We start from the raw sequence: 22,703 nt of genomic DNA, 5'->3' as shown, positions 1-22,703 counted from the left end.
CTCATCAGCCCGGCCCTGGGGGTCTCCTCCACCCCCGGCTATACATAGTCTGTGGGCGTCCCGTCCTTTTCCCCCGGGCTGGCGGGGGCCCCCCCCCCCCCCAGGGGGGGGGGGCGGGCCCCCGGGCCGGTGGTCAGGTACGGAACGGGCCGGTGACGCAGTAGGTGATGCCACCCGACGACGAGCCGCTCGTGCCGCGCTGGGAGGAGAAGTACAGGCGGTTGCCGGCCGGGGTGAAGGCCGGTCCGCACAGCTCCGACGATCCCTGCCCGGTGACGCGCAGGAACACCGAGATCTTGTCGTCCGGCGTGATCATGCAGATCTCCATGTTGGCGCCGTCCTCGGCGATGTAGAGATCGCCGTACGACGAGCCGGTCACGTTGTCGACGCCGGTCAGCGGCGCGGTGCCGGGGCTGACCAGACTGTCGTCGTAGGCCAGTTCGTAGGTGTTGCTGAGCAGGTTGACCTGCCACACCCGGTTGTCGCCCTTGGTGGTGAACCAGACCGTGTCGTTGGCGTAGTGGCAACCCTCGCCGCCGTTGAACGACTTCGACCCGGACACCTGGCTGCGGGTGCGGGTCGGCGAGCCGTCCGGGTCGGGCACGTTCGCCCAGGTGAAGGAGCCGGACGTGCCGGAACCGGCGACGAACACCTGCAGCCTGCCGGAGGACAGGTCGCCCCAGGTGTTGGGTACGAACCGGTAGAAGCGGCCGTTGGTCTCGTCCTCGGTCAGGTAGATGACCTTGCGGACCGGGTCCGCGGCGGCCGCCTCGTGCTTGAACCGGCCCATCGCCGGCCGCGCCACCGCCGTACCGCCGAGCGGGTAGGTCTCCCAGACCCGGCCCAGGTCGACTTCCTCGCAGCTCAGCCAGGTGTTCCACGGGGTCTTGCCGCCCGCGCAGTTCTGGTTGGTGCCGGACAGGATGCGTGAGGCACCGACAACGGCGCCGGTCGAGTCGAACAGGATCCTCGAAGCGCCGCCGCCTGACGACGAGCTGACCTCCGAGTTGGAGACGTAGATCCAGCCGCTGCCGTTGGGGAACACGGCGCCACCGTCGGGGGCGTCGTGCCAGACGTAGGAGGTGCCCGGCACGGTCTGCCGCGAGCGGGCGATCACCCTGCTGGTGAAGCCGGCCGGCAGCTGGATGCCGTTCGCGTCGGCCGCCTGCAGCGGGCCGTACGGGCCGGTGGCGTTCTGAGCGGGCGCCGCGTACGCGGCCGACCATGCGGTGAAGGGCAGGGCCAGGCCGGAGGCGCCGGCCACGGTGGTACGCAAAAGGGTTCGCCGATCCATGTGCCGGACCGTAGGGGCCGATCGAAGACGGCCGCTGAACAACAGGCGTCGAATCGCTGACCATCTATCCACGTCCGATTCGCACATTTTGTTGTCCCGTGCCCGGACCCCCGTCTCAGTTGTTCCAGAACTGTTGTCGACGCCCCTGGAGCGCTTTAAGAATCAATACCAGATAAACGTTTCAGACAGTGGGGAGAGAGAAGTGGGCAAGGTAATTCCAAAGTTATTCGGAATCGCTGCCGCGGTTGCTCTCGGTGGTGCCGGAATCACTCTGATCCCGGATGCCGACGCGGCGACCGCGTCGTTCGCGAAGGGCCCGGCGCCCAGCAACGCCAGCATCGAGGCGGTCCGCGGCCCGTTCGCCGTGGCGCAGTCCGCCGTGTCCCGCGCGTCGGTGTCCGGCTTCGGCGGCGGCGACATCTACGCGCCGACCGACACCAGCGCCGGCACGTTCGGCGCCGTGGTGATCGCACCCGGCTTCACCGCCCGCAAGTCGAGCATGGCGTGGCTGGCGCCGCGGCTCGCCTCGCAGGGCTTCGTGGTGTTCAACATCGACACGCTGAGCACCTCGGACCAGCCGGCCAGCCGTGGCCGGCAACTGCTCGCGGCCGCCGACTTCCTGACCCAGCGCAGCACCGTGCGGGCCCGGATCGACGCGGGCCGGGTGGCGGTGATCGGGCACTCGATGGGTGGCGGCGGCGCCCTGGAGGCGGCCCAGAGCCGCCCGGCGCTGCAGGCCGCGATCCCGCTGACGCCGTGGAACCTGAACAAGTCGTTCAGCCGGGTCACCGTGCCGACCCTGGTGATCGGCGCCGAGTCGGACACCATCGCGTCGGTGCGCAGTCACGCGCAGCCGTTCTTCCAAAGCCTGCCGGCCGCGCCCGGCAAGGCGTTCCTCGAGCTCAACGGGGCGAGCCACTTCGCGCCGAACACCCCGAACACGACGATCGCGAAGTTCAGCGTCTCCTGGCTGAAGCTGTTCGTCGACAACGACACCCGCTACCAGCAGTTCGTCTGCCCCGGGCCGGGAACGGGGTCGGCGGTGCAGGAGTACCGCAACACCTGCGCCCAGTTCACCCCCTGAGCAACGCCCGCAGGGCCGGCTCCGCCGACTCGAAGGCGATCGGGCCGCTGCCCAGCAGTGGCCCGTAGAGCACCCCCTCGAGGGTCCGCAGGTAGAGGGCGGCCCGGCGGCGCAACTCCGCCGGGTCGCCCTCGATGCCGGACTCGACGAAAATCTTGAACTGGGCGTCGATCGCGTGCTGCCGCACCTCGGCGGCCGCGGTGAACAGCACCCGGGCCGCGGTCTGCGGCTCCTCGGCCACGAACTTGTGCATCTGCTGCGCCGACTCGATCAGCTCGGTGAAGATCCGGGACACCTCGATCACCCGGTCCGGGCCGGTGCCCCGCGCCTCGCCGGCTGCCTCCGCGATCAGGATCTTGGCGATCGCCCAGAACACCTCGCCGAGGAGCGCGTCCCGGCTGCCGACCGCCCGGTAGAGCGTCGCCCGGCTGATCGCCAGCTCATTGGCGAGAACATCCATGTCTATTGTGGAATGCTGCAGATAATGATATGCCGCGCCCCGCAGGAGCACCTCCGGGGCAATGACACGCCGCGCGGTGGGAATGGCGTTTCCCTTCTCCGAAAAAACCAATGCTGGCGGTACTGAATACGTTTCACCGGCGGCGGCGGTTCAAGAGTGGAAGAAATATCATCCGGACGGGTGGCGGTCATCGGCCGATGCGTTCACGCAACGCGGCCGAAATCCCGGCCACGGCGTCCAGTTGTGCCGGTGTGAGGGCCTCGACGAACAGCTCCCGGACGGCGGTCAGGTGCGGCACGGTCGCCGCGTGGAACGCCGCTGAGCCCTCGTCGGTCAGGATCACGAAGGCGCCCCGGCTGTCCCCGCTGTACCCCTCCCGGCGGATCAGGCCGCGCCGCTCCATCCGCCCGAGGTGGTGGGAGAGCCGGCTGCGTTCCCAGCTGATGACGACGGCCAGGTCGGAGGGCCGCAACCGGCGGTCCGTGGCCTCGCTCAGTGTCAGCAGCACCGCGTAGTCACCGGGGGAGAGGCCGGTCTCAGCCTGCAGCCGGCCGGCGAGCACCCCGCGCAGCGCCTCGGCGGTCTCGATGAAGTCCCGCCACGTCCGGAGCTGCTCCGACGTCGGAAGTCTCCTGGGCATAAACGACCGCCTCCCACTGTTTGACGTGTCAATCAGGCTAGTTGACACGTCAATCAGTATGGGGGAACCGCCATGATCCTCGGTCTCGACACCTTCGGCGACGTGCCGGTCGACGACGCGGGCCGTCCGCTGTCGCACGCCGCCGCCATCCGCCAGGTCGTCGACGAGGCGGTCCTCGCCGACGAGCTCGGCGTCGACGCCATCGCGCTCGGCGAGCACCACCGCCCCGAGTACTCGATCTCCACCCCGGAGACCGTCCTGGCCGGCATCGCCACGCGGACCGGGCGCATCAAGCTCGGCTCCGGCGTCACCGTGCTCAGCTCCGACGACCCGGTTCGTGTCCACCAGCGCTTCGCCACAGTCGACGCCCTGTCCAACGGCCGCGCCGAGGTCATCCTGGGCCGTGGCTCGTTCACCGAGTCGTTCCCGCTGTTCGGCTACGACATGGCCGACTACGCCCTGCTCTTCGAGGAGAAGCTGGAGCTGTTCGTCAAGCTGCTCGACGAGAAGCCGGTCACGTGGTCCGGCAGGACCCGGCCCGCCCTCACCGACGCCGACGTCTTCCCGAAGACGGAGTCCGGGCGGCTGCCCACCTGGGTCGGCGTCGGCGGCTCCCCGGAGTCGGTGGTCCGCACCGCCCGGCACGGCCTGCCGCTGATGCTCGCCATCATCGGTGGCCCAGCAGCCCGCTTCGCGCCCTACGTCGACCTCTACCGGCGTGCCGCCGAGCAGCTCGGCACCACGCCGCACCCGGTCGGCATGCACTCGCCCGGATTCATCGCCGACACCGACGAGGAGGCCAAGGAGCTGTACTACCCGGCGTACAAGATCCAGCGCGACCGGATCGGCGCGCTCCGGGGCTGGCCGCCGCTCACACGGTCCGAGTTCGACCGCGAGGTGGCGTCCGGCTCGCTCTACATCGGCGCTCCCGAGACGGTGGCACGCAAGATTGCGGCGTCGGTGCGCGCACTCGGCGTCGGCCGGTTCGACCTGATCTACACGGCGGGCGCCCAGTCGGCGAGCGCACGCACGCGGGCGGTCGAGCTCTTCGGTGCCAAGGTGGCTCCGATGGTCCGGGACCTCCTCTCTTCCTGAGACCTCCCGCGGGGTACGCCCGGAGCACCCGGCCAGGCTCCGGGCATACCTCCCGAACCGGCACCCGAGGCCGGCGCGACGTGTAATCATGCGTTCGTCGTACGAAACGGGAGGTATGGGTCTTATGGTGGTAACCGCCAAGCGCCGGGCACCGTGGTGGACCCGGCTGACCGTCGCCCTCGGTGTGCTCCTGCTGCTCCCGGCGGCGGCGGTGGCCGGTGACCCGGTCCCGCGGTCCGGCCTGCGCGGGCCGCTCAACATCCTGCTCGCCGGCATCGACCCGCGGGGCACGCACGTCCGCCCGCTGTCCGACACGATCATCGTGGCCCACATCCCGGCCGACCGGCATGCCGCGTACCTGTTCTCACTGCCCCGTGACCTGGTCGTCTGGATCCCGCCGTTCCCCAGGACGGGCAGCGCCGGGCAGTACGCCAAGATCAACGCCGCGATGGCGCTCGGCAGTGAGACCAGCCCTGGCAAGTACGACCCGGCCGTGGGCCTCGAACTGCTCGCCGACACCGTCGAAGGGGTCACCGGCATCAAGCGGTTCGACGGCGGCGCCGTGATCAACTTCGGTGGCTTCAAGCAGATGGTCGCCTCGATGGGCGGCGTCCGGATGGTGATCGACCAGGACGTCTCCTCCGAACATCTCCGGCCCGACGGCACGCCCCGCGACGTGTCGGCGGCCTGCCGGGCGTCGAAGAACTGCCTGCGCCCGTACACCGGGGCCCAGAAGATCTACCGCAAGAGCCTGCACCCGGTACGCCTGCGCCCGTGGGAGGCCCTCGACTACCTGCGGCAGCGCTACGGCCTGCCGCGCAGCGACTACGACCGGCAGCGCCACCAGCGCCAGTTCCTCAAAGCCGTCGCCGACCAGGTCGGCCGCGACCCGGCCCGCCTCACCGAGGTGTTGTCCGCCGCCGGTGACTCCCTCGTCATCGACGCCGGCGGTCACGCCCTGACCGACTGGCTGCTCGAACTCAAGGACCTCGACGTCAGGACCGTGACCACGATCAGCCTGCCCGGCGAACCCGTCTTCTGGAACGGCAAGTATCTAGGCGAACAGTTCACCCCCGACGTGGCCGGCTTCTTCGCCGCCGTGGGCCGGGACCGGGTGGCCGCGTACCTGCTCGACCACCCGACCCTCGTGGACGCCGCAACATCCCGCTCCCGCCGGCCGTAGCCCGGCCACCGGATCCGGAGCGGATCACCGGCCGGCGCGTCGGCGGCGGGCCGTCACCACGGCGATCGCTGTGGCGGCGAGTGCCAGTGCCAGACCCGCGGCGATCGCGCCGGCCGGAATGCGGTTCCCGCTCCGGCCGGCCGGAGCCGCGGCCGCGGCCGGATCGGGCGGAGCTGCTGACGTGGCGGCAGGAGCGGCTGACGTGGTGGCCGGGGCAGCCGAGGGCGAGGGCTGTGGGGCGCCCGGGATCGGGTAGCGCAGCAGGGGGACGCCGTCGCCGCCGGCCTGCCCGGTCACCTCGGAAACGGTGAGCAGGGCGGTGCCGTCGGTGGTGTACGCGATCGATTCGCCCTGCGGTTCGTCCGGCAGCTCGATCCGGCGCGGGCTGCCCGCACTGATGGCCTCGACCACGCCGGCGGCCGTCCCCGGTGCGGCGACGTCGATCTCGAAGGCGTCCGCGTAGGTCCGGATCGCGAGGCGGCGGCCGTCCGGGCTGGTGGCGGCACCGGTGACCACCAGGCGGCCACGGAAGCCGAACGGATTGGCGGTTCCGGTGACCGGTATCCCGAACGCTCCCGCCCGCCGCAGTCGTGTGGTGGACTTCGGGTTGAGCGGACCGTCCGGGACGTACACCCCGGCGGTGAAGGGATCCTTGGTGATCACGATGGGTGTGCCGTCGCCCGCGACGAGCAGCGCCTCCGCGTCGTGGGCCCCGTCCGGGTAGGACATCCGGAACAGCTGAGGGGTCCGGGCCCCCGGCGCCAGCCGCCACACCCCGATACTGTCCCGCTCGCCGTCGTTGTCACCGATGTCACCGACCCACAGGGTGCCGTCGGTCCCGCGGGCCAGGTCCTCGGTGTCCTGCGGCCGCGACGGGTATTTCAGCGCGCGGGTCACCTTGCACCTACGGTCCAGGAAGAAGATCCGCCGTCCGGAGTCCTCGTCCGCGCCGTCGTTGACCACCACATATCCGTTGCCGTGGACGGCGAGGCCGGAGATCTCCACGAGCCGGTCGTCGGTGACCCGGCACGACGTCGCCGGTGCCTCCCGTTGCACCGTCACCGGAACCTGTCCGGCCGGGACCATCATCGCGATCAGAGCCGCGCCCGCCGGCAGCACCGTCATCACTCACCCCGCCCCTTCGAACCGCCACCCACCCTGTCACGGCCGCGCCAGAATTCCGGCACGCGGCACCGGTGACCCCGGCCGGCCGAGGGCGGCTACTCTTCGGGGGTGCCGACCATCGACCTGGACTCGCCGGCCCCGCCGCGACGGCGTGATGTCCGCGTGCGGACGTCACGGCCGCTGATCGTGGTGCTGGCCGGTGTGGTCCTGTTCGGCATCGGCGGGGAGCCGATGAGATCGGAGTTTCCCGTCGACGCGTCGACCGTGTGCGCGCAGATGCCGCCGGTTCCCGGCATGGCGGGCGAGCCGCTGCGGCTGACCGTCTTCGACCCGCAGAACGAGCAGATCGTGCAGGTCATCGACTGCGTCATGCCGTTCGAGGTCACGGGACAGTGACGACCACGTTGCCCGTCTTGCGGCCGGTGTCGACGTAACGGTGCGCCTCGGCGAGTTCGGCGATCGGGTACGTACGGTCGACGATCACTTGCAGCTCACCCTTCTCCAGCCGGTCCCGTAATTCGGCGAGTGCCTCGTGCTTGCGCACCGACATGCCGGTCCGGACCCGCGGGCCGCCAGTGACGGCGGTGCGCATCTGGAGGACGTTGTTGATCAGGCCGGTGGTCGGGAGATAGACGCCCCGGGGCGTCAGAACCGGACGGCATCGGGCGTACGAACTCCGCGTGACCGTGTCGAAGACGACGTCGTAGCGTTCGTCGCCGGCCGTGAAGTCCTCGACGGTGTAGTCGTGGACCCGGCTGGCGCCGAGCGATGCGGCCAGGGCGGCGTTGCGGCCGCTGCACACGCCGTGCACGATCGCCCCGGCACGCGCCGCGATCTGCAGAGCAGCGGTGCCGATGCTGCCGGACGCGCCGATGACCAGCACTCTCTGCCCGGACCGGATCGCGGCGAGCCGGTGCAGGAAATGCCAGGCGGTGGTGAAGCCGTCGACCGTGGCGGCCGCCTCGGCATACCCGGTCCCGGCCGGCATGGTGGTGAACGACGCGCGCTCGGGGAGACGCAGGTATTCGGCGTTGGCGCCGAGGGCGAACCCGGTGAAGCCGAACACCCGGTCGCCCTCGCGGTACCGGCGTACGGCCGGGCCGGTGGCGACGATCTCACCGGCGAATTCCAGGCCCATCACCCGTACGCCGCGGCGGGGTTTGAAAGGTCCGAGAATGATCCGTCCCCACCGTGGTTCGCCCCGGCGCATGCCGCACTCGGCGGAGGTGACCGTGGTGGCGTGCACCCGGATCAGCACCTCGCCGCCGCGGGGCGCCGGGGTCGGCAGGTCGGCCGGCTTGAGCACCTCGGGCGGCCCGTACGCGTCGAAGACCATCGCTCGCATACCGGCATCCTGCGGGGCCGTGCCTGTGACGGCGCTGAGTCCTTCGGATCATCCGGCGCACTTCTGTCCGGGCCGCCGGCCGCTATGCCGGTGAGGTTGACGAACGACCGCTCGTTATGCTGGCGCGGCAACAGCATGGCAGCGGAGGAGTGGCTTGGTGCGCACGACCGTGCAGGATGTCGCGCGTGCGGCCGGTGTCTCGGTGTCGACGGTCTCCCGCGCGCTCACCGGCGGCAGCGTCAGTCCCGCCACCCGCGAGGCCGTCGTCGCCGTCGCACATCGCCTCGGCTACCAGCCCAATCGTGCCGCCCGCGGACTCATCACCGGGCGTACCGGAAACCTGGGGCTGATCGTCCCGGACCTGCGTAACCCTTTCTTCGCCGACGTGGCGAAAGGAGTGACGGCGCGGGCGCGGGCGGTCGACTACGGAGTCTTCATCAGCGACACCGACGAGGATCCGGTCGCCGAACTCGAGGCGATCGCGACGCTGCGGCACAACACCGACGGCATCCTGCTGTGCTCGCCCCGGGCCAGGGACACCGAACTGCTCGCCGCCGCCGACCCGCAGAACACGGTCCTGCTGCACCGCCGCGTGCCGGGGTTGTCGTCGGTGGTGGCGGACATCGTCGACGGCATCCGGCAGGCGGTGCAGCATCTGCGGGCACTCGGGCACCGGCGCATCGCGTACGTCTCCGGCCCCGAGGACTCCTGGGCCACCCGGCAGCGCCTCGCCGGGCTGGCCTCCTTCGACGGCGGCGATCTGGAGATCGTGTCGATCGGGTCGGTCGCCCCCACCTTCGACGGCGGCGTTCTCGCCGGCGACCTGGTGCTTGCGGCCCCGGCCACCGCGGTCCTGGCCTACAACGACCTGGTGGCCATGGGCCTGCTGCACCGGCTGGCGGCCCGGGGGGCGGTCGTGCCGGACCGGATGAGCGTGGTCGGATACGACGACGTCAGCCTCGCCGGCATGAGTCATCCGCCGCTCACCAGCGTCTCCGTGCCGAAGGACCGGGCCGGCGCGATCGGCCTCGACCTGCTGCTCGGCCGGGCCGGCAGCATGACCGCCGCCCAGGGTGCCGAGGTCATCCTCCCCACCACCCTGGTCGTGCGGGCCTCCTCCGGCGAGCCCTCCGAGCTTCCGCGGTAGGACATGCAACTTTTGTCTCCTGGGCCAAAAGTTGGACAGAACTCGATGGAATCGCTTGACGGTGCGAAGCGGTGGCAGTAGACAACCCTTCACATCCATCCGTGGACGTCGATGGGGGAAATCGTGAAGTCAGTCGCCGCAGTTCTGGTCACGCTGCTCACCGTGCCGGGACTCGCCGCACCGCCCGCCTCCCCGACCGCGGTGGCCGGGAATCCCTTCGTCGGCGGCCGGTACGCCGACCCCGACGTGGCCGTCTACAACGACCGGTACTGGGTGTTCCCCACCTCGTCGCGCAGCTACGCCGAGCAGACGTACCTGGACGCCTTCTCCTCCACCGACCTGGTCAACTGGTCCAAGCACTCCAACGTGCTGACCACCGCGAACGTCTCCTGGGCGAAATACGCGGTGTGGGCGCCCGCTCCGATCCAGCGCAACGGCCGGTACTACCTGTACTTCGCGGCGAACGACATCCAGAACAACAGCCAGCTCGGCGGCATCGGTGTGGCCGTCGCGGACCGGCCCGAGGGGCCGTACTCCGACGCCATCGGACGGCCGCTGATCGACCGCTTCGTCAACGGCGCCCAGCCGATCGACCAGGACGTGTTCATCGATGACGACGGCCAGGCCTACATCTACTACGGCGGGCACGGTCACGCCAACGTCGCCAGACTGAACAGCGACATGACCAGCCTGGGCACGTTCCCCGACGGCAGTGTCTTCAAGGAGATCACCCCGGCGGGGTACGTCGAGGGTCCGCAGATGCTCAAACGCAACGGCAAGTACTACCTGATGTGGTCGGAGGGTGGCTGGACCGGCCCGGACTACTCCGTCGCGTACGCCATGGCCGACTCGCCCCTCGGCCCGTTCCGCCGCCTCGACAAGATCCTCGCGCAGGACGCCGCCGTCGCCAGGGGTGCGGGTCACAACGCGGCCCTCAACATCCCGGGCACCGACACCTGGTACACCTTCTACCACCGGCGTCCGCTCGACGAGACCGACGGCAATGCCCGCTACCTGGCCTACGACCGGATGAACTTCGCCGCCGACGGCACCATCGAGCGGGTCAGGATGCTGGTCCGGGACAACTTCGACGACAACAACGCGATCGGCTGGAAGACCTACGGCGGCTCCTGGACGGCCACCGGCGGGCAGTACCGGGCGGGACACTCCTACGGCGGCAAGTCCCTGCTGGCCGACAACCACACGAACGCGGTGTACGACGCGGACGTCACCGTCACCTCCGGCACGGGCGACGCCGGCCTGGTGTTCCGGGCCACCGCCGCGGGCGTCGGCACCGACACCTACCGGGGCTACTACGCCGGCATCACCCCGGCCGGCCAGGTCATCCTCGGCCGCGCGAACAACAACTGGACCCGGCTGGGCGCCGCGCCGATGACCATCACCCCGGGCACGCGTCACCACCTGCGCGTCGAAGCGGCCGGCTCGACCCTGAAGGTCTTCGTCGACGACATGACCAACCCCAGGATCAACGTCATCGACGGTACGTACACCGCGGGCTCGTCCGGCGTACGCGTCTACAACGCCGCGGCCGCCTTCGACAACATCTCGATCACGTCGTCGTGAAGACCGCGGCCGCGGTCCCGTCGCGTCACCAGCCGGAACCTAGCCCGCGGGCAGCCGCTCGACCGCGTCGGCGAGATCCCCGACCGGCCGGCGGCCATCGAGCTCCGTCGTGGCGCCACGGCGGAGCAGGGGTTCGACCTCGTCGAGGTAGAGCTTGATTTCCGCTTGCTGCTCGGGCGTCCTGCCGTAGGGATTGTTCGTCCGGCTCGTGACACGTTCGAGGAGGACGGCGAGGGGTGCACTCAGCAGGACGACGTGATCGAAGCGGTCGTAGAAGCTGACCTGGTTGCTCACCGTCCCCGAGATCACGACCTCGTCGCGATCATCGAGCAGGGCCGCCATGCGCGGCTCGTCCCAGGTGCAATCCGGCAGTGTCCATCCGTCGTAGTCGGTGTCGACGACTCGATGACCACGGCGCGCCAGTTCCTCCAGCAGCGTGCTCTTCCCCGTCCCCGACATGCCCGTCACCAGGATCCGCGCCACCCCGTCACCCTACTGACCCGCCGATCGGGACGTCAGTACGGGAACGTGGTCCCGGCCCCGGCGGTCGCGCTGGGGCCCTGACCCGGCAGCCCCGTCGCGTGGTGGTCACGGGACGGGGTAGTTGCGTCTGAGGAGTGTTCCTCCCGTACCGGAGAAGGGCTTATGTGACCGCGCCCAGCTGCCAGGGGATGAACTCGTCGCGCCCGAGGTCCAGGTCCTCGCTGCAGGTCTCCTGGCCGGAGGCGACCGCGAGGATGGCCTCGAAGATCTGGTCGCCGGCCTCGGTGATGGTGAGGGATCCGGTGACGATGCCGCCGGTGTCGAGGTCCATGTCCTCGCGCATCCGCTGGTAGGTCTCCGAGTTGGTGGCGACCTTCAGCACCGGCGCCGGCTTGCCACCGAGCACCGAACCGCGCCCGGTGGTGAAGACGACGACGGTGGCGCCGCCGGCGACCAGGCCGGTCACCGACACCGGGTCGTAGCCGGGAGTGTCCATGAAGGTGAAGCCGGTGGCCGTGATCGGCTCGGCGTACTCGTAGACCGCGTTCAGCGGAGCCGAACCGCCCTTGGCGACGGCGCCGAGCGACTTCTCCAGGATTGTGGTGAGGCCGCCGGCCTTGTTGCCCGGGGACGGGTTGTTGTCGAGGGTGCCGCCGCCCGACTCGACGTACCGGTGCCACCAGGCGATCCGGTCGAGCAGCCGCTGACCGACCTCCTTGCTCACCGCGCGCCGGGTGAGCAGATGTTCGGCACCGAAGACCTCGGGGGTCTCGGCCAGTACGGTGGTCGCGCCCTGGGCCACGAGCAGGTCGGAGGCGTGACCGAGCGCCGGGTTGGCGGTGATGCCGGAGTAGCCGTCGGAGCCGCCGCAGTTCAGGCCGACCACCAGTTTCGAGGCGGGGAAGGTCTCGCGGCGGCGTTCGTTGAGGCGTTCCAGGAGGGTACGCACGACCGCCGCGCCCGCCCGCACGGTGGCGCGCACGCCCCCGGTGTCCTGGATGGTGAGCCGCTCGACGACGGTGTCGGAGTCCTCGGGCAGGCCGGCGAGCAGCGTGTCCACGCCGATCATCTCGCAGCCCAGCCCGAGGACGAGCAGCCCGCCGATGTTCGGGTGGTTCGCGTATCCGCGCAGCGTCCGCAGCAGGATCTGCCCGCCCTCGCTGGCCGGCACCATGCCGCAGCCGGAGTCGTGGGCGAGCGCGACCACTCCGTCGACGTTGGGGTAGATGTCCATGATCGGACCGCGGAACTGGTCGGCGATCATGCGTGCAGTCGATGCCGAGCAGTTCACCGACGTGACGATGCCGACGTAGTTGCGGGTGCCGACCCGGCCGCCGGAGCGCCGGTATCCCTGGAAGGTCCGCATCCCGCCGGTGGCCGGCGGGATCGGGGTGACGGCGGTGCCGAACTCGTACTCGTGGTCGACCGCGGCCATTCCCAGGTTGTGCGCGTGGACATGTTCGCCGGCCCGCACCGCTGTCGTGGTCCGGCCGATGACCTGCCCGTACTTGTGGATCGGGGTGCCTTCGACGAGGTCGTGCACCGCGATCTTGTGCCCGCGCGGGACGGTGGCCGCCACGGTCAGTTCCTGTCCGGCGTGCCGCAGCACCTCCCCGGCCGCCAGCTCCCGGGTCGCCACGGCGACGTCGTCGTGCTCGCGCAGCAGCAGGGCCACCTCGCGCAGGTCAGGTTGCGGCATGGGGATTCCTTGACACGTTGTGGGAACGTTTGCAACCGCCATCCTGACACGCCGCCCGCATGCGGGTCGAGAGCCGGAGCCGGGTGGCGCAGGCACGTGACGCCGGTCGATGATGTGCCGATGTGGACTCAGGGAACACGGCGGTGGGTCGTCATCGGTACGGGTGTGACGGCCGCCGCCGGACTGGCGGCGGGTGCGTTCTTCTTCGGTCTCGAGGGCGTGGAGGCGGCCAGCTGGATCGCGGGTGTGGCCTCCCTGGTCGTCGCGGTCGCGGCGTTCGTGCTGGCACCGGGCGCGGGCACGCCGGCGGCGGGCGACCCGGCGGCCGCCCGGTCGGTGACCGTGACCGGTGACGTGGGCGGCATCGTCTCGATCGGGGACAACGCGACCAACACACAGCAGCGGTGACCGGCGAGCAACGATCGGTCGTCGTCAACGGGGACGTCTCCGGCATCGTCTCCACCGGGGACAATGCCGTCAACGTGCAGTACCGGGTGGACCGGATCGACGTCAACCTCCCGCCGGAGCTCGACGCGCCGGAAGTGGTCCAGGCCCCCGCCGGGCTGATCAACTTGCCGCTGCGGCCGGGCCTGTTCGTCGGCCGCGACCACGAACTGGCCCGGCTCGACCGTATGCCGATGGCGTCCGGGCGGGTGGTCGTGCAGACCGTGCACGGGCTCGGCGGCATCGGCAAGAGCACCCTGGTGGCGCATTGGGCGGCCCGCCGGCGTGACTCGTTCGCGCCGATCTGGTGGATCACCGCGGACAGCCCGGCGGCACTGGAGGCGGGCCTGGTCGCCCTCGCGGTGGCGTTGCAGCCGTCCGCCGCCGCGGTGCTGCAGTCGGCCGAACTGGCCGAGCGGGCGATCCGCTGGCTGGCCAGTCACCGGGGCTGGCTGCTGATCCTGGACAACGTGAACCAGCCGGAGGACATCGCCGGGCTGACCGGCCGGTTCCCGGCGGGCCGGATCGTGGTGACCAGCCGCAGGGCGACCGGGTGGGACGACGCGTTGCGCCTGGACGTGCTCGGCCCCGGCGAGGCGGTCGGGCTGCTCACCGGCATCCTCGGCGACGCCGCCTGCCCCGAGGCCGAGACGGTCTGCGCCGAGCTCGGACGGCTGCCGCTCGCGATCGAACAGGCCGGCGCCTACATGGTGCAGACGGGCACGTCCGCTCGCGTCTATCTGCGGCTGCTGGCCGAGCATCCGGGACGGATGTACGGCGAGAGCGAGGAGGGCCGGGCCGCCGAGCGCACGGTCGCCCGTATCTGGCGGGTCACCCTGGACCACCTCGCCGATGAGCCACTCGCCGGTCAGGTGCTGCGGCTGCTCGCCTGGCTCGGCCCGGAGGCGGTCCCGCGGTCGCTGCTGAACCTGCTCGGCGACGAACCGGCGGTGATCCGGGCGACGGGACGGCTGGCCGCGTACGGCATGGTCGCCCTGACCGGTGACACCGTGACGATGCACCGGCTGCTGCAGGCGGTGTCGCGGACCCCCGACCCGGACGATCCGCACCGGCAGCCGGCCGACATCGTCGCCGCTCATGACGCCGCGGCGGCGGCGCTGGCCGAGGCGCTGCCCGGCGACGACGACCTGCCGGAGCACTGGCCGGCCTGGCGGGCCCTGCTGCCGCACATCGACGCCCTGACCTCCCGGCGGCCACCGGACGGCGCCACCCGGGAGGCGCTGGGATACGCCGCCGGGCTCTGCGGGCACGCCGGCAACTTCGTGCAGGGACAGGGCGATGTGGTACGCGCGACCCGGTACCACGAGCGGGCGGTCGCCGAACTGACCGCGCTGTTCGGCGCCCGCGACGAAACCACCCTGGCAATGGCGGGCAACCTGGCCGGCGCTTACCTGGAGGCGGGGGATCTGGGCCGGGCCGTGCCGCTGTTCGAACGGGTGCTGGCCGACACCCGCCGGACCCGCGGCCGCAAGGATCCGGACACGCTGCGGGCGATGAACAACCTGGCCGGCGCCTACCGGGCCGCGGGGGACTTCGCCCGGGCCGCCAAGCTGCAGGAGAAGGTCCTGGCGATCCGGCGCCGGTCCGGCGGTACCGATCTCAAGGCGTTGCTGTCGGTGAACAACACGGCCCTGACCTATCTGGACGCCGGCGACCCGCACCGGGCGGTGCCGATGTTCGAACAGGCCCTGGCCGGTCTGCGCGAAGCCCTCGGTGCGGATCATCCGCAGACCCTCGTCACCGCCAGCAACCTGGCCATGGCCCTGGGCCGGTCGGGCCGTCGGGACCGGGCCCTTCCGTTGCTCGAACAGGTACTGGCGACCCGGCGGCGCGTCCTCGGCGAGGATCATCCGAGCACTCTGAACTCCGCCAACAGCCTGGCCGTGGCATATCAGGAGTCCGGCGACACGGCGCGCGCCCTCACCCTGTTCGAGCGGGTGCTGGGCGAGCGCCGGCGGGTGCTCGGCGACGACCATCCGGAGACACTCGGCACCCGGCACAGCATCGCCTCGGTCTGGTTCATGGCGGGTGACGCCGGGCGGGCGCTGCCGATGCTCGAGGAACTGGTCGCCGATCGCCGCCGCCTGCTGGGTGAGCATCATCCGGGCACCTTGCGGACGATGAGTGCGCTGGTGGCGGCTTGCAACGCGGCCGGCGACCGGGGCCGGGGCATCGCGCTGGGGGAGCAGGCGCTCGGCGCTCAGCGGCGGGTGCTCGGCGACGAACATCCGGACACCGTGAACACGATCGTCAACCTCGCCATCGGGTACGCGGCGGCTGGTGACTCCGCGCGGGCCATCGCGCTGGGGGAGCAGGCGCTCGTCGCTCAGCGGCGGGTGTTCGGCGACGACCATCCGCAGACCAGGGCCACAGTGTGGTTCCTGGAGCGGACACGGCAGGAGGGGTGACCGGAGAAACACGGTGTGGCGGTGCTTGCCCGCGGGACCTGCCATCCTTATCTTCATGCAAATGAAAATCGCTTTCACTGGCAAGGGTGGCAGTGGGAAGAGCACCCTCGCCGCGCTGTTCGTACAGCACCTGCGGACGGCCGGGCACCGGGTCCTGGCCGTCGACGCCGACGTCAACGTGCACCTCGCGCCGCTGCTCGGGGTCACCGCCCGCACCGAGGACGCGCTGTCGCACCCGGACAACGCCCGGAAGGTACGCACCCACCTGCTCGGCACCAACACGCTGATCGCGGGACCGGACCACTTCGTGGCGACCACCCCGCCGGGGCCGGGTTCGCGGCTGGTGGCCCTGGACCCGGGTGACCCGGTGCTGGCCGGGCACGCGACCGCGCTCGACGAACGGGCTCACGTCATGCACGTCGGCACCTACGAGCCCAAGGACATCGGCACCGGCTGCTACCACGGGCACCTGGCGATCCTGGAGAACCTGCTGTCGCACCTCGACCCGGCGGACGACGGCTGGGTGGTCTGCGACATGGTGGCCGGCACCGACGCGTTCGCGAACTCACTGCACGCCCAGTTCGACGTCATCGTGGTGGTGGCCGAGCCGACACCCGAGTCGGTGTCGGTCGCCCGCCGGTACCGGGAACTCGCCGAGGCGGCCGGCGTCCTGGACGCCGTCGCCATCGTCGGCAACAAGGTCGCCGACCGGTTCGACCGGGAATACCTGGAGCGGGAGCTGGGTGCCGAACCGATCGCGGTGCTCGGCGCGCAGACCGGGCTGCGCCGCGCCCGGCAGGCCGGCACGCCGCCGCGGCCGGAGGATCTGGACGACGCCTCCGCGTTGACGCGCATCGCCGAGCACGCCGCGGTCCGGTCACTGTCCGCGGTGGATCGGGACGACCTGATGCGTACGCTCCACCTGCGCATGGCCGGCAAGGGCTGGGTCCGGGCCGCCCACGGCGACGTGTCGACCCAGCTGGTGTGATCGCCCCCGGCGCCGCCGGGTGCGGCGCCGGCCACCGCCTCGGCCCCGGACCGCCCGGCTCCCGGCTGTTTGAGCGGGCCGAACCGGAGAAAGGTGAAAGCCGACGGCGCATTACGATGTGCCGCGATCTCTTTGGCGGCTGAGACGAGGCGACATGCGGTGGTTCCGGTTCGGGGCGAGCAGGCGACAGGCCGAGCAGGACCCCGCCCGTCAACAGGAGCTCTACCGCACGCTGCGGGAGCGGTTCGGCGGACACGTGCCGGGGCGCTTCGCCGACCAGGCGGCCGCCGCCGCGGGACTGCTCGACGGCGACGACGGCATCATGGTGGCGGCGGTGGTGCTGCGCGAGTACGCCGACGCCGCCTTCGCCGCCACCGTGGCGCAGGGCTTCCAGACCGAACGTCATGACTACCGCTGGACCTGGCAGCATGCCGGGCCGCGCCTCCGGTCGCCGTTGTCAGCCATGCTCGGCGGCCTTCATCCGTACGTCCATGTCACGGCCGCCGCGACCGTGGTCGCCACCCGGGCCAAGCAACTGGTCCGGGTGACTGCCCCCGAGCCGGTGCTGACCCACGTGCTGGAGATCCTCGACCTGGTCACCTCCGGCTGGGAGTACGGCGGAGTGGCACCGGACGCCGACGCCGCCTCGCTCGCGGCCGGACTGATCGCGGCGGCCCGGGACCTCCGCTCCGTCATGCCGGACGCCCCGCCGCTGCCGCCGGGCATCCGCGACCAGATGCGCCGCAACAACACCGTCGACGTGTGGGACCCGGCCGCCAACCGGATCGTCGGCGGCTTCAACCCGGGCCGCACCATGCGCGAAGCCCTGCTCGCCTGACCGTCCGGACTCAGACGAGCCGCAGCTTGCGATCGGCGACGCCGATCCGCAGGCGCTGGCCCCAGGAGAGCTCGAGCGCGTCGGTCTCCAGGCCGTCGGCGAAGACGACCAGGCGCTCGGACTCGCTGGTCAGTTCCAGTTCGGCACCCGCGGTGAGCCGGCCCGCGGTCTGGGTGACGCCGGTGGCGGGGGAGGGCCAGGCCTCCCGGACGAACCAGCACAGTGCCGGCTCGTCCGGGGCGGGCGGGGCCGGGCTCGCGACCCGTTCCCGGGAGATCGACGCGCACCAGCCGGTCGCTCCGGTCCCCGTGCCGGCGATCAGCCCGGACGACGACTGCCGTTCCCGCGCGCCCTCGGGTGTGGACAGGACGTACCGTGCGGACTGGTGACCGGCGTGCCCCACGTAGATCTCGTTGAGGCCGAAGAGCTCCTGCCCGTCGTCGAGCCGGGCCACCACCATGGTCCGCTCCCGGCTCTCCTGCCGTGCGTTCCTCAGCCGGGCGGCCACCCCGCCGGCGGTGTGCCGGGCCAGCACACCGGGATTGCGGCCGGGCTCCGGATCGACCCCGATCACCGGTTGGCCGTCCAGATACTTCGCCACGTTCGCCACCAGGCCGTCCTGGCCGACCGCGATGATCACGTCCTCGGGCGCGAACAGGAAGCGCGGCAGATCGGTGCGCTCCACATGCCCGCGCCGCCAGTCGGCCGGGACGGCAGCGCCCACCTCGGTGAGCGCGGCCTTGAGTGCCTCGTGCCGGGCGTTCACCTCGTCCAGGTCGCGGCCGCGCTGGCGCAGGAAGTACGCCGCGGCGCCTAGCGTGCCGTGCCGGGCGAGCAGCTCGTCGAGCTCGCTGCGCCGCGACACGGTCACGATCCGCGGGGCCAGGGTGCTCACTTGCCGAGCCGCCCGGCCAGCTTGGTGAGCACGTCCGGGGTGACGGTCAGCTCGTTGATCTGCGGCAGCTGACCGGCCAGCTCGCGCAGCGCGAGCGCCTGCAGCACGGCCGGCGGCAGATCCCGGTAGGTGGCCATGCGCGCGGCCTCGGCCTCCGCCTCGGCCAGGCCGACCAGCCGGGCACCCGCGGCGCGGGCCTCGTCGCGGACCCGGGTGGCCTCGGCCTCACCGGCGGCGGTGCGCCTGGCCCGCTCGGCGGCCGCGATGCTGGCGACCTCCTTGCGGTCGGCGTCGGCCTTGGCCGCGACCAGCTGGGTCTCGGCGTCGAGTTCCGCCTCGCGGCGGGTGTTGGCGCCGTGCTGCTCGACCAGCTCCTGCTGCCGGCGGGCCAGCTCGATCTTGCTCTGCAACTCGTTCTCGGCGATCTGCCGTTCCTGCTGGACGGCGTGCGCCCGGCGGGCATAGGTCGCCTTGTCGGCGTCCTGCTGCACCTGCTCGCGGGTCGGCGTCTGCAGGGCCCGCTCCAGATCGGGTTCCGGGCGGATCGCGACGACGCGGGCGCTGACCACCGAGACGCCGGTCTCGATCAGGCGCGGGTCGCTCGCCAGGGCGTCGGCCACCGACTGCCGGACCGGCGCGATGCCGGTGGTCAGCGCCTCGGCAAGCGGAACCCGGGCCAGCACGTCGAGCGCGGGCTGCTGGGCCAGCTCGGCGAGCAGGGTGGCGACCTGGTCGAGCGGCTGGCCGCGCCACCTGCCCCGGTACGGGTCGATGGAGAAGTCGAGGCGGGTCGCGGCCGCCGCCGGGTCGCTGAACCGGTACGTGACGGTGGCCTGCACGGTCACGTCGGCGAAGTCCTCGGTGCGAGCGTGGAAGAGCAGGGGCAGCTCACGATCGTCGACCGGGACCTCGGACAGCACCGCGGTCAGCGGCCGGTACCAGAAGGAGAGCCCGGTGCCGGAGCGCTTTTCCCGGCCCTTGACGGTGTGGCTGACCCAGCTCGTCGGGGCACCCCGCAGGTGCCGGAGGTGGAGGCGGCGCGTTACGTCAGCCATGTCGGTCCCTTCGTTGTCGTCACCATGACGATAAAGCCGCCGAGGTATTATCGTCAACATGACGACAAGCGTGGTGTCGGTCACCGTCGACCTGGTGCTCCTGACGATCCGCCAGGGTGCGCTGCAAGCCCTGATGATCCGCCGCGGCATCGAGCCGTACCTCGGAAGATGGGCCTTGCCCGGTGGTTTCGTCCTGCCCGACGAGGACCTCGAGGAGGCGGCCGCACGCGAACTGCGTGAGGAGACCGGTCTCGATCCGCGGGCCGGTCACTTCGAACAGCTGGCCACCTACGGCGCGCCGGGCCGCGACCCGCGCGGCCGGGTGGTGACCGTCGCCTACCTGGCCCTGCTGCCGGACCTGCCGGCCCCGGTGGCAGGTAGTGACGCGGCCGGTGCCGACTGGCGGCCGGTGGACGACATCAAACCCGGTGACCTTGCCTTCGACCACGACCGGATCCTCGCCGACGGGATCGAGCGGGCCCGCGCCAAGCTGGAGTACACCCCGCTGGCGACCGCCTTCTGCGCACCCGAGTTCACCGTGGCCGAGCTGCGGTCGGTCTACGAGACCGTGTGGCGTACCCGTCTGGACCCGCGCAACTTCCACCGGAAGGTGACCGGCGCGGACGGCTTCGTCGAGGCCACCGGCGGCACCGTGATCCGCGACCGGGGCCGGCCGGCCCAGCTCTACCGCCGCGGGCCTGCAACACTCCTGCACCCGCCACTGCTGCGCTCGGGGCAGGAGTGATCCGATAGGGCTCAGTCCCGCCACGTTCGTGCCGATTCGGCAGGGGAGAGGAAACACCGACCGACCTGACCGGGATGCCCCATGCCTCGCCTTGCTGACCTCAGTGTCGCCCAGCGACTGTCGTCGATCGTGGTGACCGGTGTGCTCGTCGCCGTAGCGCTGACCGGCATTGGGCTCTGGTCCCAGGAGCAGCTGAGCGCCAAGCAGGAGAGCCTCAACAACTACACCCTCACCAAGGCCGCCCTCAACCACCTCGACACCCGGGAGGCCGAGCTCAAGGTCGACGCCTACCGGGCCGCACACGGCGACGACGTGACCGGGGATGCCGCCGACGACGTGGAGTCGGCCAACGACGCCCTCGCGGCGGCCGGCGCCCAGGAGGTCGGGGACATCGACGAGCGCATCAAGGCGCTGTCCGACAAGGTCGAGGCGTTCAACGTCTTCGTGACCCGGTTCGTCTCCGACGCCGCCGCCGACCGGCGCAGCGTGGCCGGGCGGTACGAGCAGATCGCCGAGCAGAACGGCGTGGTGGACGACGCGATCGGCGCCATTCACGAGGAGCTCGACGCCGGGATCGAGGAGCAGCACGACGCCATGGAGTCGACGAAGTCGTCGGCGATGTGGTGGATGCTGTCCGTCGCCGCCGCCGGTCTGCTCGTACTGGTGGCGCTGTCGGTGCCCCTGGTCCGGTCGATCCTGGGACCGGTGCGGCGGGTCGGCGCAGTGGTCGCGGCCCTTTCCCGCGGGGACCTGACCCAGCGCACCGGCATCTCGTCCCGCGACGAGCTGGGCGTCATGGCGGCCGAGCTGGACACCGCGGTGGACAGCATCCGCACCACGATGCAGCGGATGGCCGAGAACGCCGACACCCTGGCCGGGGCCGCCACCGAACTCTCGGCGACCAGCCAGGAGATTGCCGGAGCAGCACACGAGACTGACCAGCAGACGTCGGCCGCGTCGACCGAGGCCGAGGAGATCTCACGCAACGTGCAGACGGTGGCGGCCGGCAGCGAGGAGATGGGCGTCTCGATCCGCGAGATCTCGGAGAACACCAACCGGGCCGCCCAGATCGCCGGTGAGGCGGTTTCCGAGGCGGCACTGGCGACGCAGCGCATCGAGCAGCTGGGTGCGTCGAGCGTGGAGATCGGCAACGTGGTCAACCTGATCACCTCGATCGCTGAGCAGACCAACCTGCTGGCGCTGAACGCCACCATCGAGGCGGCCCGCGCCGGGGAGATGGGCAAGGGGTTCGCCGTGGTCGCCAGTGAGGTCAAGGATCTGGCCCAGGAGACGGCGCGGGCCACCGAGGACATCACCAGCCGGGTCGCGGCGATCCAGCAGGAGACCGGCGGCCTGGTCGACGTGATCAGCCGGGTCAGCGAGGTCATCGCCAAGATCAACGACTACCAGACGACGATCGCCAGTGCGGTCGAGGAGCAGACGGCGACGACGGCCGAGATGAGCCGCAGCATCAGCGAGGTCGCGGCGGGAAGCGGCCGGATCGCGATCAGCATCTCCGAGGTGGCCCGAGCCAGTTCGATCTCGGTGGAGGGCACCAGTCAGACCAACGTGGCCAGTGCCGAGGTGGCCCGTACGGCGGAGGAGTTGCGCACCCTGGTGGGCTCCTTCCGCGTCTCCTGATTACTGACGGAGGTCACTCCCGTAGCACGGTGTTGACATTGAAGGACCGTTCGCGTCTACTTCGTGACGTCTCCTGGTGGCCGATTTCGAACAAGGTTCTACCTCTCCGTTGATCTCCGGTCTCTGTGAGAACGTGCACAGGCCGCCGCCGAGCCGTCCGGAAGGTAGAGGGTCGCTGTCATGTCGCTCACCGCAGCCCAGGTCGGCAGCACCGCGTTCCCGGCGCCGGCGGAGGGTGCGCGTGGCTACCACGAGGACCAGGTCGACACCTTCCTGAAAGAGGTCGCGGAGGAGATGGCCCGCCTGGAGGCGGAGAACCGGGCACTCGCCGAGCAGTTGATGCAGAGCGACCCGGCGGCCGGTCTGCGCCGTCTCGAGCGCGAGCGTGCCGAGGCTCAGCAGCGGGCGGAAAGCCTGCGGGCCGAACTCGAGAAGGCCCGCACCGCGGCGGTGGACCCGTTCCGCCTCGTGGAGATCGCCCAGCAGACCGCCGATCAGCACACCGCCGAGGCGGACCGGGTCGCCGGGG

The 22,703-nt window shown here is 71.1% G+C and carries 22 protein-coding genes; 13 read left to right on the top strand and 9 right to left on the bottom strand.

Annotated elements, in window-relative coordinates; all coding sequences use genetic code 11:
• Window positions 1–133 precede the first annotated feature (133 nt).
• A complete protein-coding gene (locus AB0G04_RS43395) occupies window positions 134–1,294 on the bottom strand; it encodes an alkaline phosphatase PhoX (protein ID WP_360996359.1) in 1,161 nt (386 codons plus the stop codon).
• A gap of 265 nt (window positions 1,295–1,559) precedes the next feature.
• On the opposite strand from AB0G04_RS43395, the gene AB0G04_RS43390 reads away from it, so the two are divergent.
• Complete coding sequence (locus AB0G04_RS43390; RefSeq protein WP_360996361.1) at window positions 1,560–2,378, top strand: alpha/beta fold hydrolase; 819 nt, start codon at window positions 1,560–1,562, stop codon at window positions 2,376–2,378.
• Here AB0G04_RS43390 and AB0G04_RS43385 read toward each other — a convergent pair.
• Together AB0G04_RS43385 and AB0G04_RS43380 are read right to left on the bottom strand one after the other, a co-directional pair.
• Window positions 2,368–2,838: a QsdR family transcriptional regulator gene (locus AB0G04_RS43385; protein ID WP_360996357.1), complete on the bottom strand. Its 471-nt coding sequence runs from the start codon at window positions 2,836–2,838 to the stop codon at window positions 2,368–2,370. The genes AB0G04_RS43390 and AB0G04_RS43385 overlap by 11 nt on opposite strands.
• 187 nt (window positions 2,839–3,025) lie before the next feature.
• Window positions 3,026–3,478 carry a MarR family transcriptional regulator gene (locus tag AB0G04_RS43380; RefSeq protein WP_360996354.1) on the bottom strand — a complete coding sequence of 151 codons (453 nt, stop codon included), beginning with the start codon at window positions 3,476–3,478 and terminating at the stop codon, window positions 3,026–3,028.
• Between the two features lie 72 nt (window positions 3,479–3,550).
• Here AB0G04_RS43380 and AB0G04_RS43375 point away from each other — a divergent pair, with 72 nt between their 5' ends.
• Window positions 3,551–4,573, top strand: coding sequence for an LLM class flavin-dependent oxidoreductase (locus tag AB0G04_RS43375; RefSeq protein WP_360996351.1), 1,023 nt, complete (start codon window positions 3,551–3,553; stop codon window positions 4,571–4,573).
• A gap of 124 nt (window positions 4,574–4,697) precedes the next feature.
• Window positions 4,698–5,756 carry an LCP family protein gene (locus AB0G04_RS43370; RefSeq protein WP_360996348.1) on the top strand — a complete coding sequence of 353 codons (1,059 nt, stop codon included), beginning with the start codon at window positions 4,698–4,700 and terminating at the stop codon, window positions 5,754–5,756.
• A gap of 24 nt (window positions 5,757–5,780) precedes the next feature.
• On the opposite strand, the gene AB0G04_RS43365 is transcribed toward AB0G04_RS43370, so the two are convergent.
• Entirely contained in the window at window positions 5,781–6,881 is a 1,101-nt protein-coding gene (locus AB0G04_RS43365) for a hypothetical protein (RefSeq protein ID WP_360996345.1), read from the bottom strand.
• Between the two features lie 108 nt (window positions 6,882–6,989).
• Between AB0G04_RS43365 and AB0G04_RS43360 the strand changes: the two genes are divergently transcribed.
• Window positions 6,990–7,277, top strand: coding sequence for a hypothetical protein (locus AB0G04_RS43360; RefSeq protein WP_360996342.1), 288 nt, complete (start codon window positions 6,990–6,992; stop codon window positions 7,275–7,277).
• Here AB0G04_RS43360 and AB0G04_RS43355 read toward each other — a convergent pair.
• The gene (locus AB0G04_RS43355) at window positions 7,264–8,226 is read right to left on the bottom strand and encodes an NAD(P)-dependent alcohol dehydrogenase (protein ID WP_360996339.1); all 963 of its coding nucleotides are present in this window, start codon (window positions 8,224–8,226) and stop codon (window positions 7,264–7,266) included. The genes AB0G04_RS43360 and AB0G04_RS43355 overlap by 14 nt on opposite strands.
• 157 nt (window positions 8,227–8,383) lie before the next feature.
• Here AB0G04_RS43355 and AB0G04_RS43350 point away from each other — a divergent pair, with 157 nt between their 5' ends.
• Both AB0G04_RS43350 and AB0G04_RS43345 read left to right on the top strand, forming a co-directional pair.
• Window positions 8,384–9,373: a LacI family DNA-binding transcriptional regulator gene (locus AB0G04_RS43350; RefSeq protein WP_360996336.1), complete on the top strand. Its 990-nt coding sequence runs from the start codon at window positions 8,384–8,386 to the stop codon at window positions 9,371–9,373.
• Between the two features lie 123 nt (window positions 9,374–9,496).
• Window positions 9,497–10,957 (top strand): family 43 glycosylhydrolase, encoded by a 1,461-nt coding sequence (locus AB0G04_RS43345; protein ID WP_360996334.1) that lies wholly within the window; start codon window positions 9,497–9,499, stop codon window positions 10,955–10,957.
• Window positions 10,958–10,996: 39 nt separating this feature from the next.
• Here the strand turns inward: AB0G04_RS43345 and AB0G04_RS43340 are convergent, their stop codons facing one another.
• Entirely contained in the window at window positions 10,997–11,440 is a 444-nt protein-coding gene (locus AB0G04_RS43340; RefSeq protein ID WP_360996331.1) for an AAA family ATPase, read from the bottom strand.
• 160 nt (window positions 11,441–11,600) lie between these two features.
• Window positions 11,601–13,139, bottom strand: coding sequence for an altronate dehydratase family protein (locus AB0G04_RS43335; RefSeq protein ID WP_360996328.1), 1,539 nt, complete (start codon window positions 13,137–13,139; stop codon window positions 11,601–11,603).
• Between the two features lie 120 nt (window positions 13,140–13,259).
• Here AB0G04_RS43335 and AB0G04_RS43330 point away from each other — a divergent pair, with 120 nt between their 5' ends.
• From AB0G04_RS43330 to AB0G04_RS43315, 4 genes are all read left to right on the top strand, one after another.
• Window positions 13,260–13,547 carry a hypothetical protein gene (locus AB0G04_RS43330; protein WP_360996325.1) on the top strand — a complete coding sequence of 96 codons (288 nt, stop codon included), beginning with the start codon at window positions 13,260–13,262 and terminating at the stop codon, window positions 13,545–13,547.
• Window positions 13,544–16,012 (top strand): tetratricopeptide repeat protein, encoded by a 2,469-nt coding sequence (locus AB0G04_RS43325; protein ID WP_360996322.1) that lies wholly within the window; start codon window positions 13,544–13,546, stop codon window positions 16,010–16,012. The genes AB0G04_RS43330 and AB0G04_RS43325 overlap by 4 nt, the downstream gene beginning before the upstream one ends.
• 61 nt (window positions 16,013–16,073) lie before the next feature.
• Window positions 16,074–17,000, top strand: coding sequence for an ATP-binding protein (locus tag AB0G04_RS43320; RefSeq protein ID WP_360996319.1), 927 nt, complete (start codon window positions 16,074–16,076; stop codon window positions 16,998–17,000).
• A 154-nt stretch (window positions 17,001–17,154) separates the two neighbouring features.
• Window positions 17,155–17,838: a hypothetical protein gene (locus tag AB0G04_RS43315; protein ID WP_360996316.1), complete on the top strand. Its 684-nt coding sequence runs from the start codon at window positions 17,155–17,157 to the stop codon at window positions 17,836–17,838.
• A 10-nt stretch (window positions 17,839–17,848) separates the two neighbouring features.
• Here the strand turns inward: AB0G04_RS43315 and AB0G04_RS43310 are convergent, their stop codons facing one another.
• Complete coding sequence (locus AB0G04_RS43310; protein WP_360996313.1) at window positions 17,849–18,733, bottom strand: hypothetical protein; 885 nt, start codon at window positions 18,731–18,733, stop codon at window positions 17,849–17,851.
• Window positions 18,730–19,788: an SPFH domain-containing protein gene (locus AB0G04_RS43305; protein WP_360996310.1), complete on the bottom strand. Its 1,059-nt coding sequence runs from the start codon at window positions 19,786–19,788 to the stop codon at window positions 18,730–18,732. The genes AB0G04_RS43310 and AB0G04_RS43305 overlap by 4 nt, the downstream gene beginning before the upstream one ends.
• A 58-nt stretch (window positions 19,789–19,846) precedes the next feature.
• Between AB0G04_RS43305 and AB0G04_RS43300 the strand changes: the two genes are divergently transcribed.
• The 3 genes from AB0G04_RS43300 to AB0G04_RS43290 form a co-directional block, all read left to right on the top strand.
• Entirely contained in the window at window positions 19,847–20,533 is a 687-nt protein-coding gene (locus AB0G04_RS43300; protein ID WP_360996307.1) for an NUDIX domain-containing protein, read from the top strand.
• Between the two features lie 81 nt (window positions 20,534–20,614).
• Window positions 20,615–22,174, top strand: a complete 1,560-nt coding sequence (locus tag AB0G04_RS43295) for a methyl-accepting chemotaxis protein (protein WP_360996304.1) — start codon at window positions 20,615–20,617, stop codon at window positions 22,172–22,174.
• Window positions 22,175–22,354: 180 nt separating this feature from the next.
• Window positions 22,355–22,703: DivIVA domain-containing protein (locus tag AB0G04_RS43290; protein WP_360996301.1), on the top strand; the 349-nt coding region annotated here is incomplete at its 3' end.

It is taken from the genome of Actinoplanes sp. NPDC023801 (assembly GCF_040639655.1).
Classification (GTDB): domain Bacteria; phylum Actinomycetota; class Actinomycetes; order Mycobacteriales; family Micromonosporaceae; genus Actinoplanes.
The sequence above is the reverse complement of the archived record's forward strand: the minus strand, read 5'-3'. Positions and strand labels throughout refer to the sequence as shown.

Bases quoted from the DNA above. Each gene is read 5' to 3' on its own strand.
- AB0G04_RS43295 (WP_360996304.1), top strand. From the start codon at position 20,615: ATGCCTCGCCTTGCTGACCTCAGTGTCGCCCAGCGACTGTCGTCGATC.
- AB0G04_RS43375 (WP_360996351.1), top strand. From the start codon at position 3,551: ATGATCCTCGGTCTCGACACCTTCGGCGACGTGCCGGTCGACGACGCG.
- AB0G04_RS43300 (WP_360996307.1), top strand. From the start codon at position 19,847: ATGACGACAAGCGTGGTGTCGGTCACCGTCGACCTGGTGCTCCTGACG.
- AB0G04_RS43305 (WP_360996310.1), bottom strand. From the start codon at position 19,788: ATGGCTGACGTAACGCGCCGCCTCCACCTCCGGCACCTGCGGGGTGCC.
- AB0G04_RS43320 (WP_360996319.1), top strand. From the start codon at position 16,074: ATGAAAATCGCTTTCACTGGCAAGGGTGGCAGTGGGAAGAGCACCCTC.
- AB0G04_RS43315 (WP_360996316.1), top strand. From the start codon at position 17,155: ATGCGGTGGTTCCGGTTCGGGGCGAGCAGGCGACAGGCCGAGCAGGAC.
- AB0G04_RS43335 (WP_360996328.1), bottom strand. From the start codon at position 13,139: ATGCCGCAACCTGACCTGCGCGAGGTGGCCCTGCTGCTGCGCGAGCAC.
- AB0G04_RS43385 (WP_360996357.1), bottom strand. From the start codon at position 2,838: ATGGATGTTCTCGCCAATGAGCTGGCGATCAGCCGGGCGACGCTCTAC.
- AB0G04_RS43380 (WP_360996354.1), bottom strand. From the start codon at position 3,478: ATGCCCAGGAGACTTCCGACGTCGGAGCAGCTCCGGACGTGGCGGGAC.
- AB0G04_RS43330 (WP_360996325.1), top strand. From the start codon at position 13,260: ATGTGGACTCAGGGAACACGGCGGTGGGTCGTCATCGGTACGGGTGTG.
- AB0G04_RS43365 (WP_360996345.1), bottom strand. From the start codon at position 6,881: ATGACGGTGCTGCCGGCGGGCGCGGCTCTGATCGCGATGATGGTCCCG.
- AB0G04_RS43355 (WP_360996339.1), bottom strand. From the start codon at position 8,226: ATGCGAGCGATGGTCTTCGACGCGTACGGGCCGCCCGAGGTGCTCAAG.
- AB0G04_RS43370 (WP_360996348.1), top strand. From the start codon at position 4,698: ATGGTGGTAACCGCCAAGCGCCGGGCACCGTGGTGGACCCGGCTGACC.
- AB0G04_RS43395 (WP_360996359.1), bottom strand. From the start codon at position 1,294: ATGGATCGGCGAACCCTTTTGCGTACCACCGTGGCCGGCGCCTCCGGC.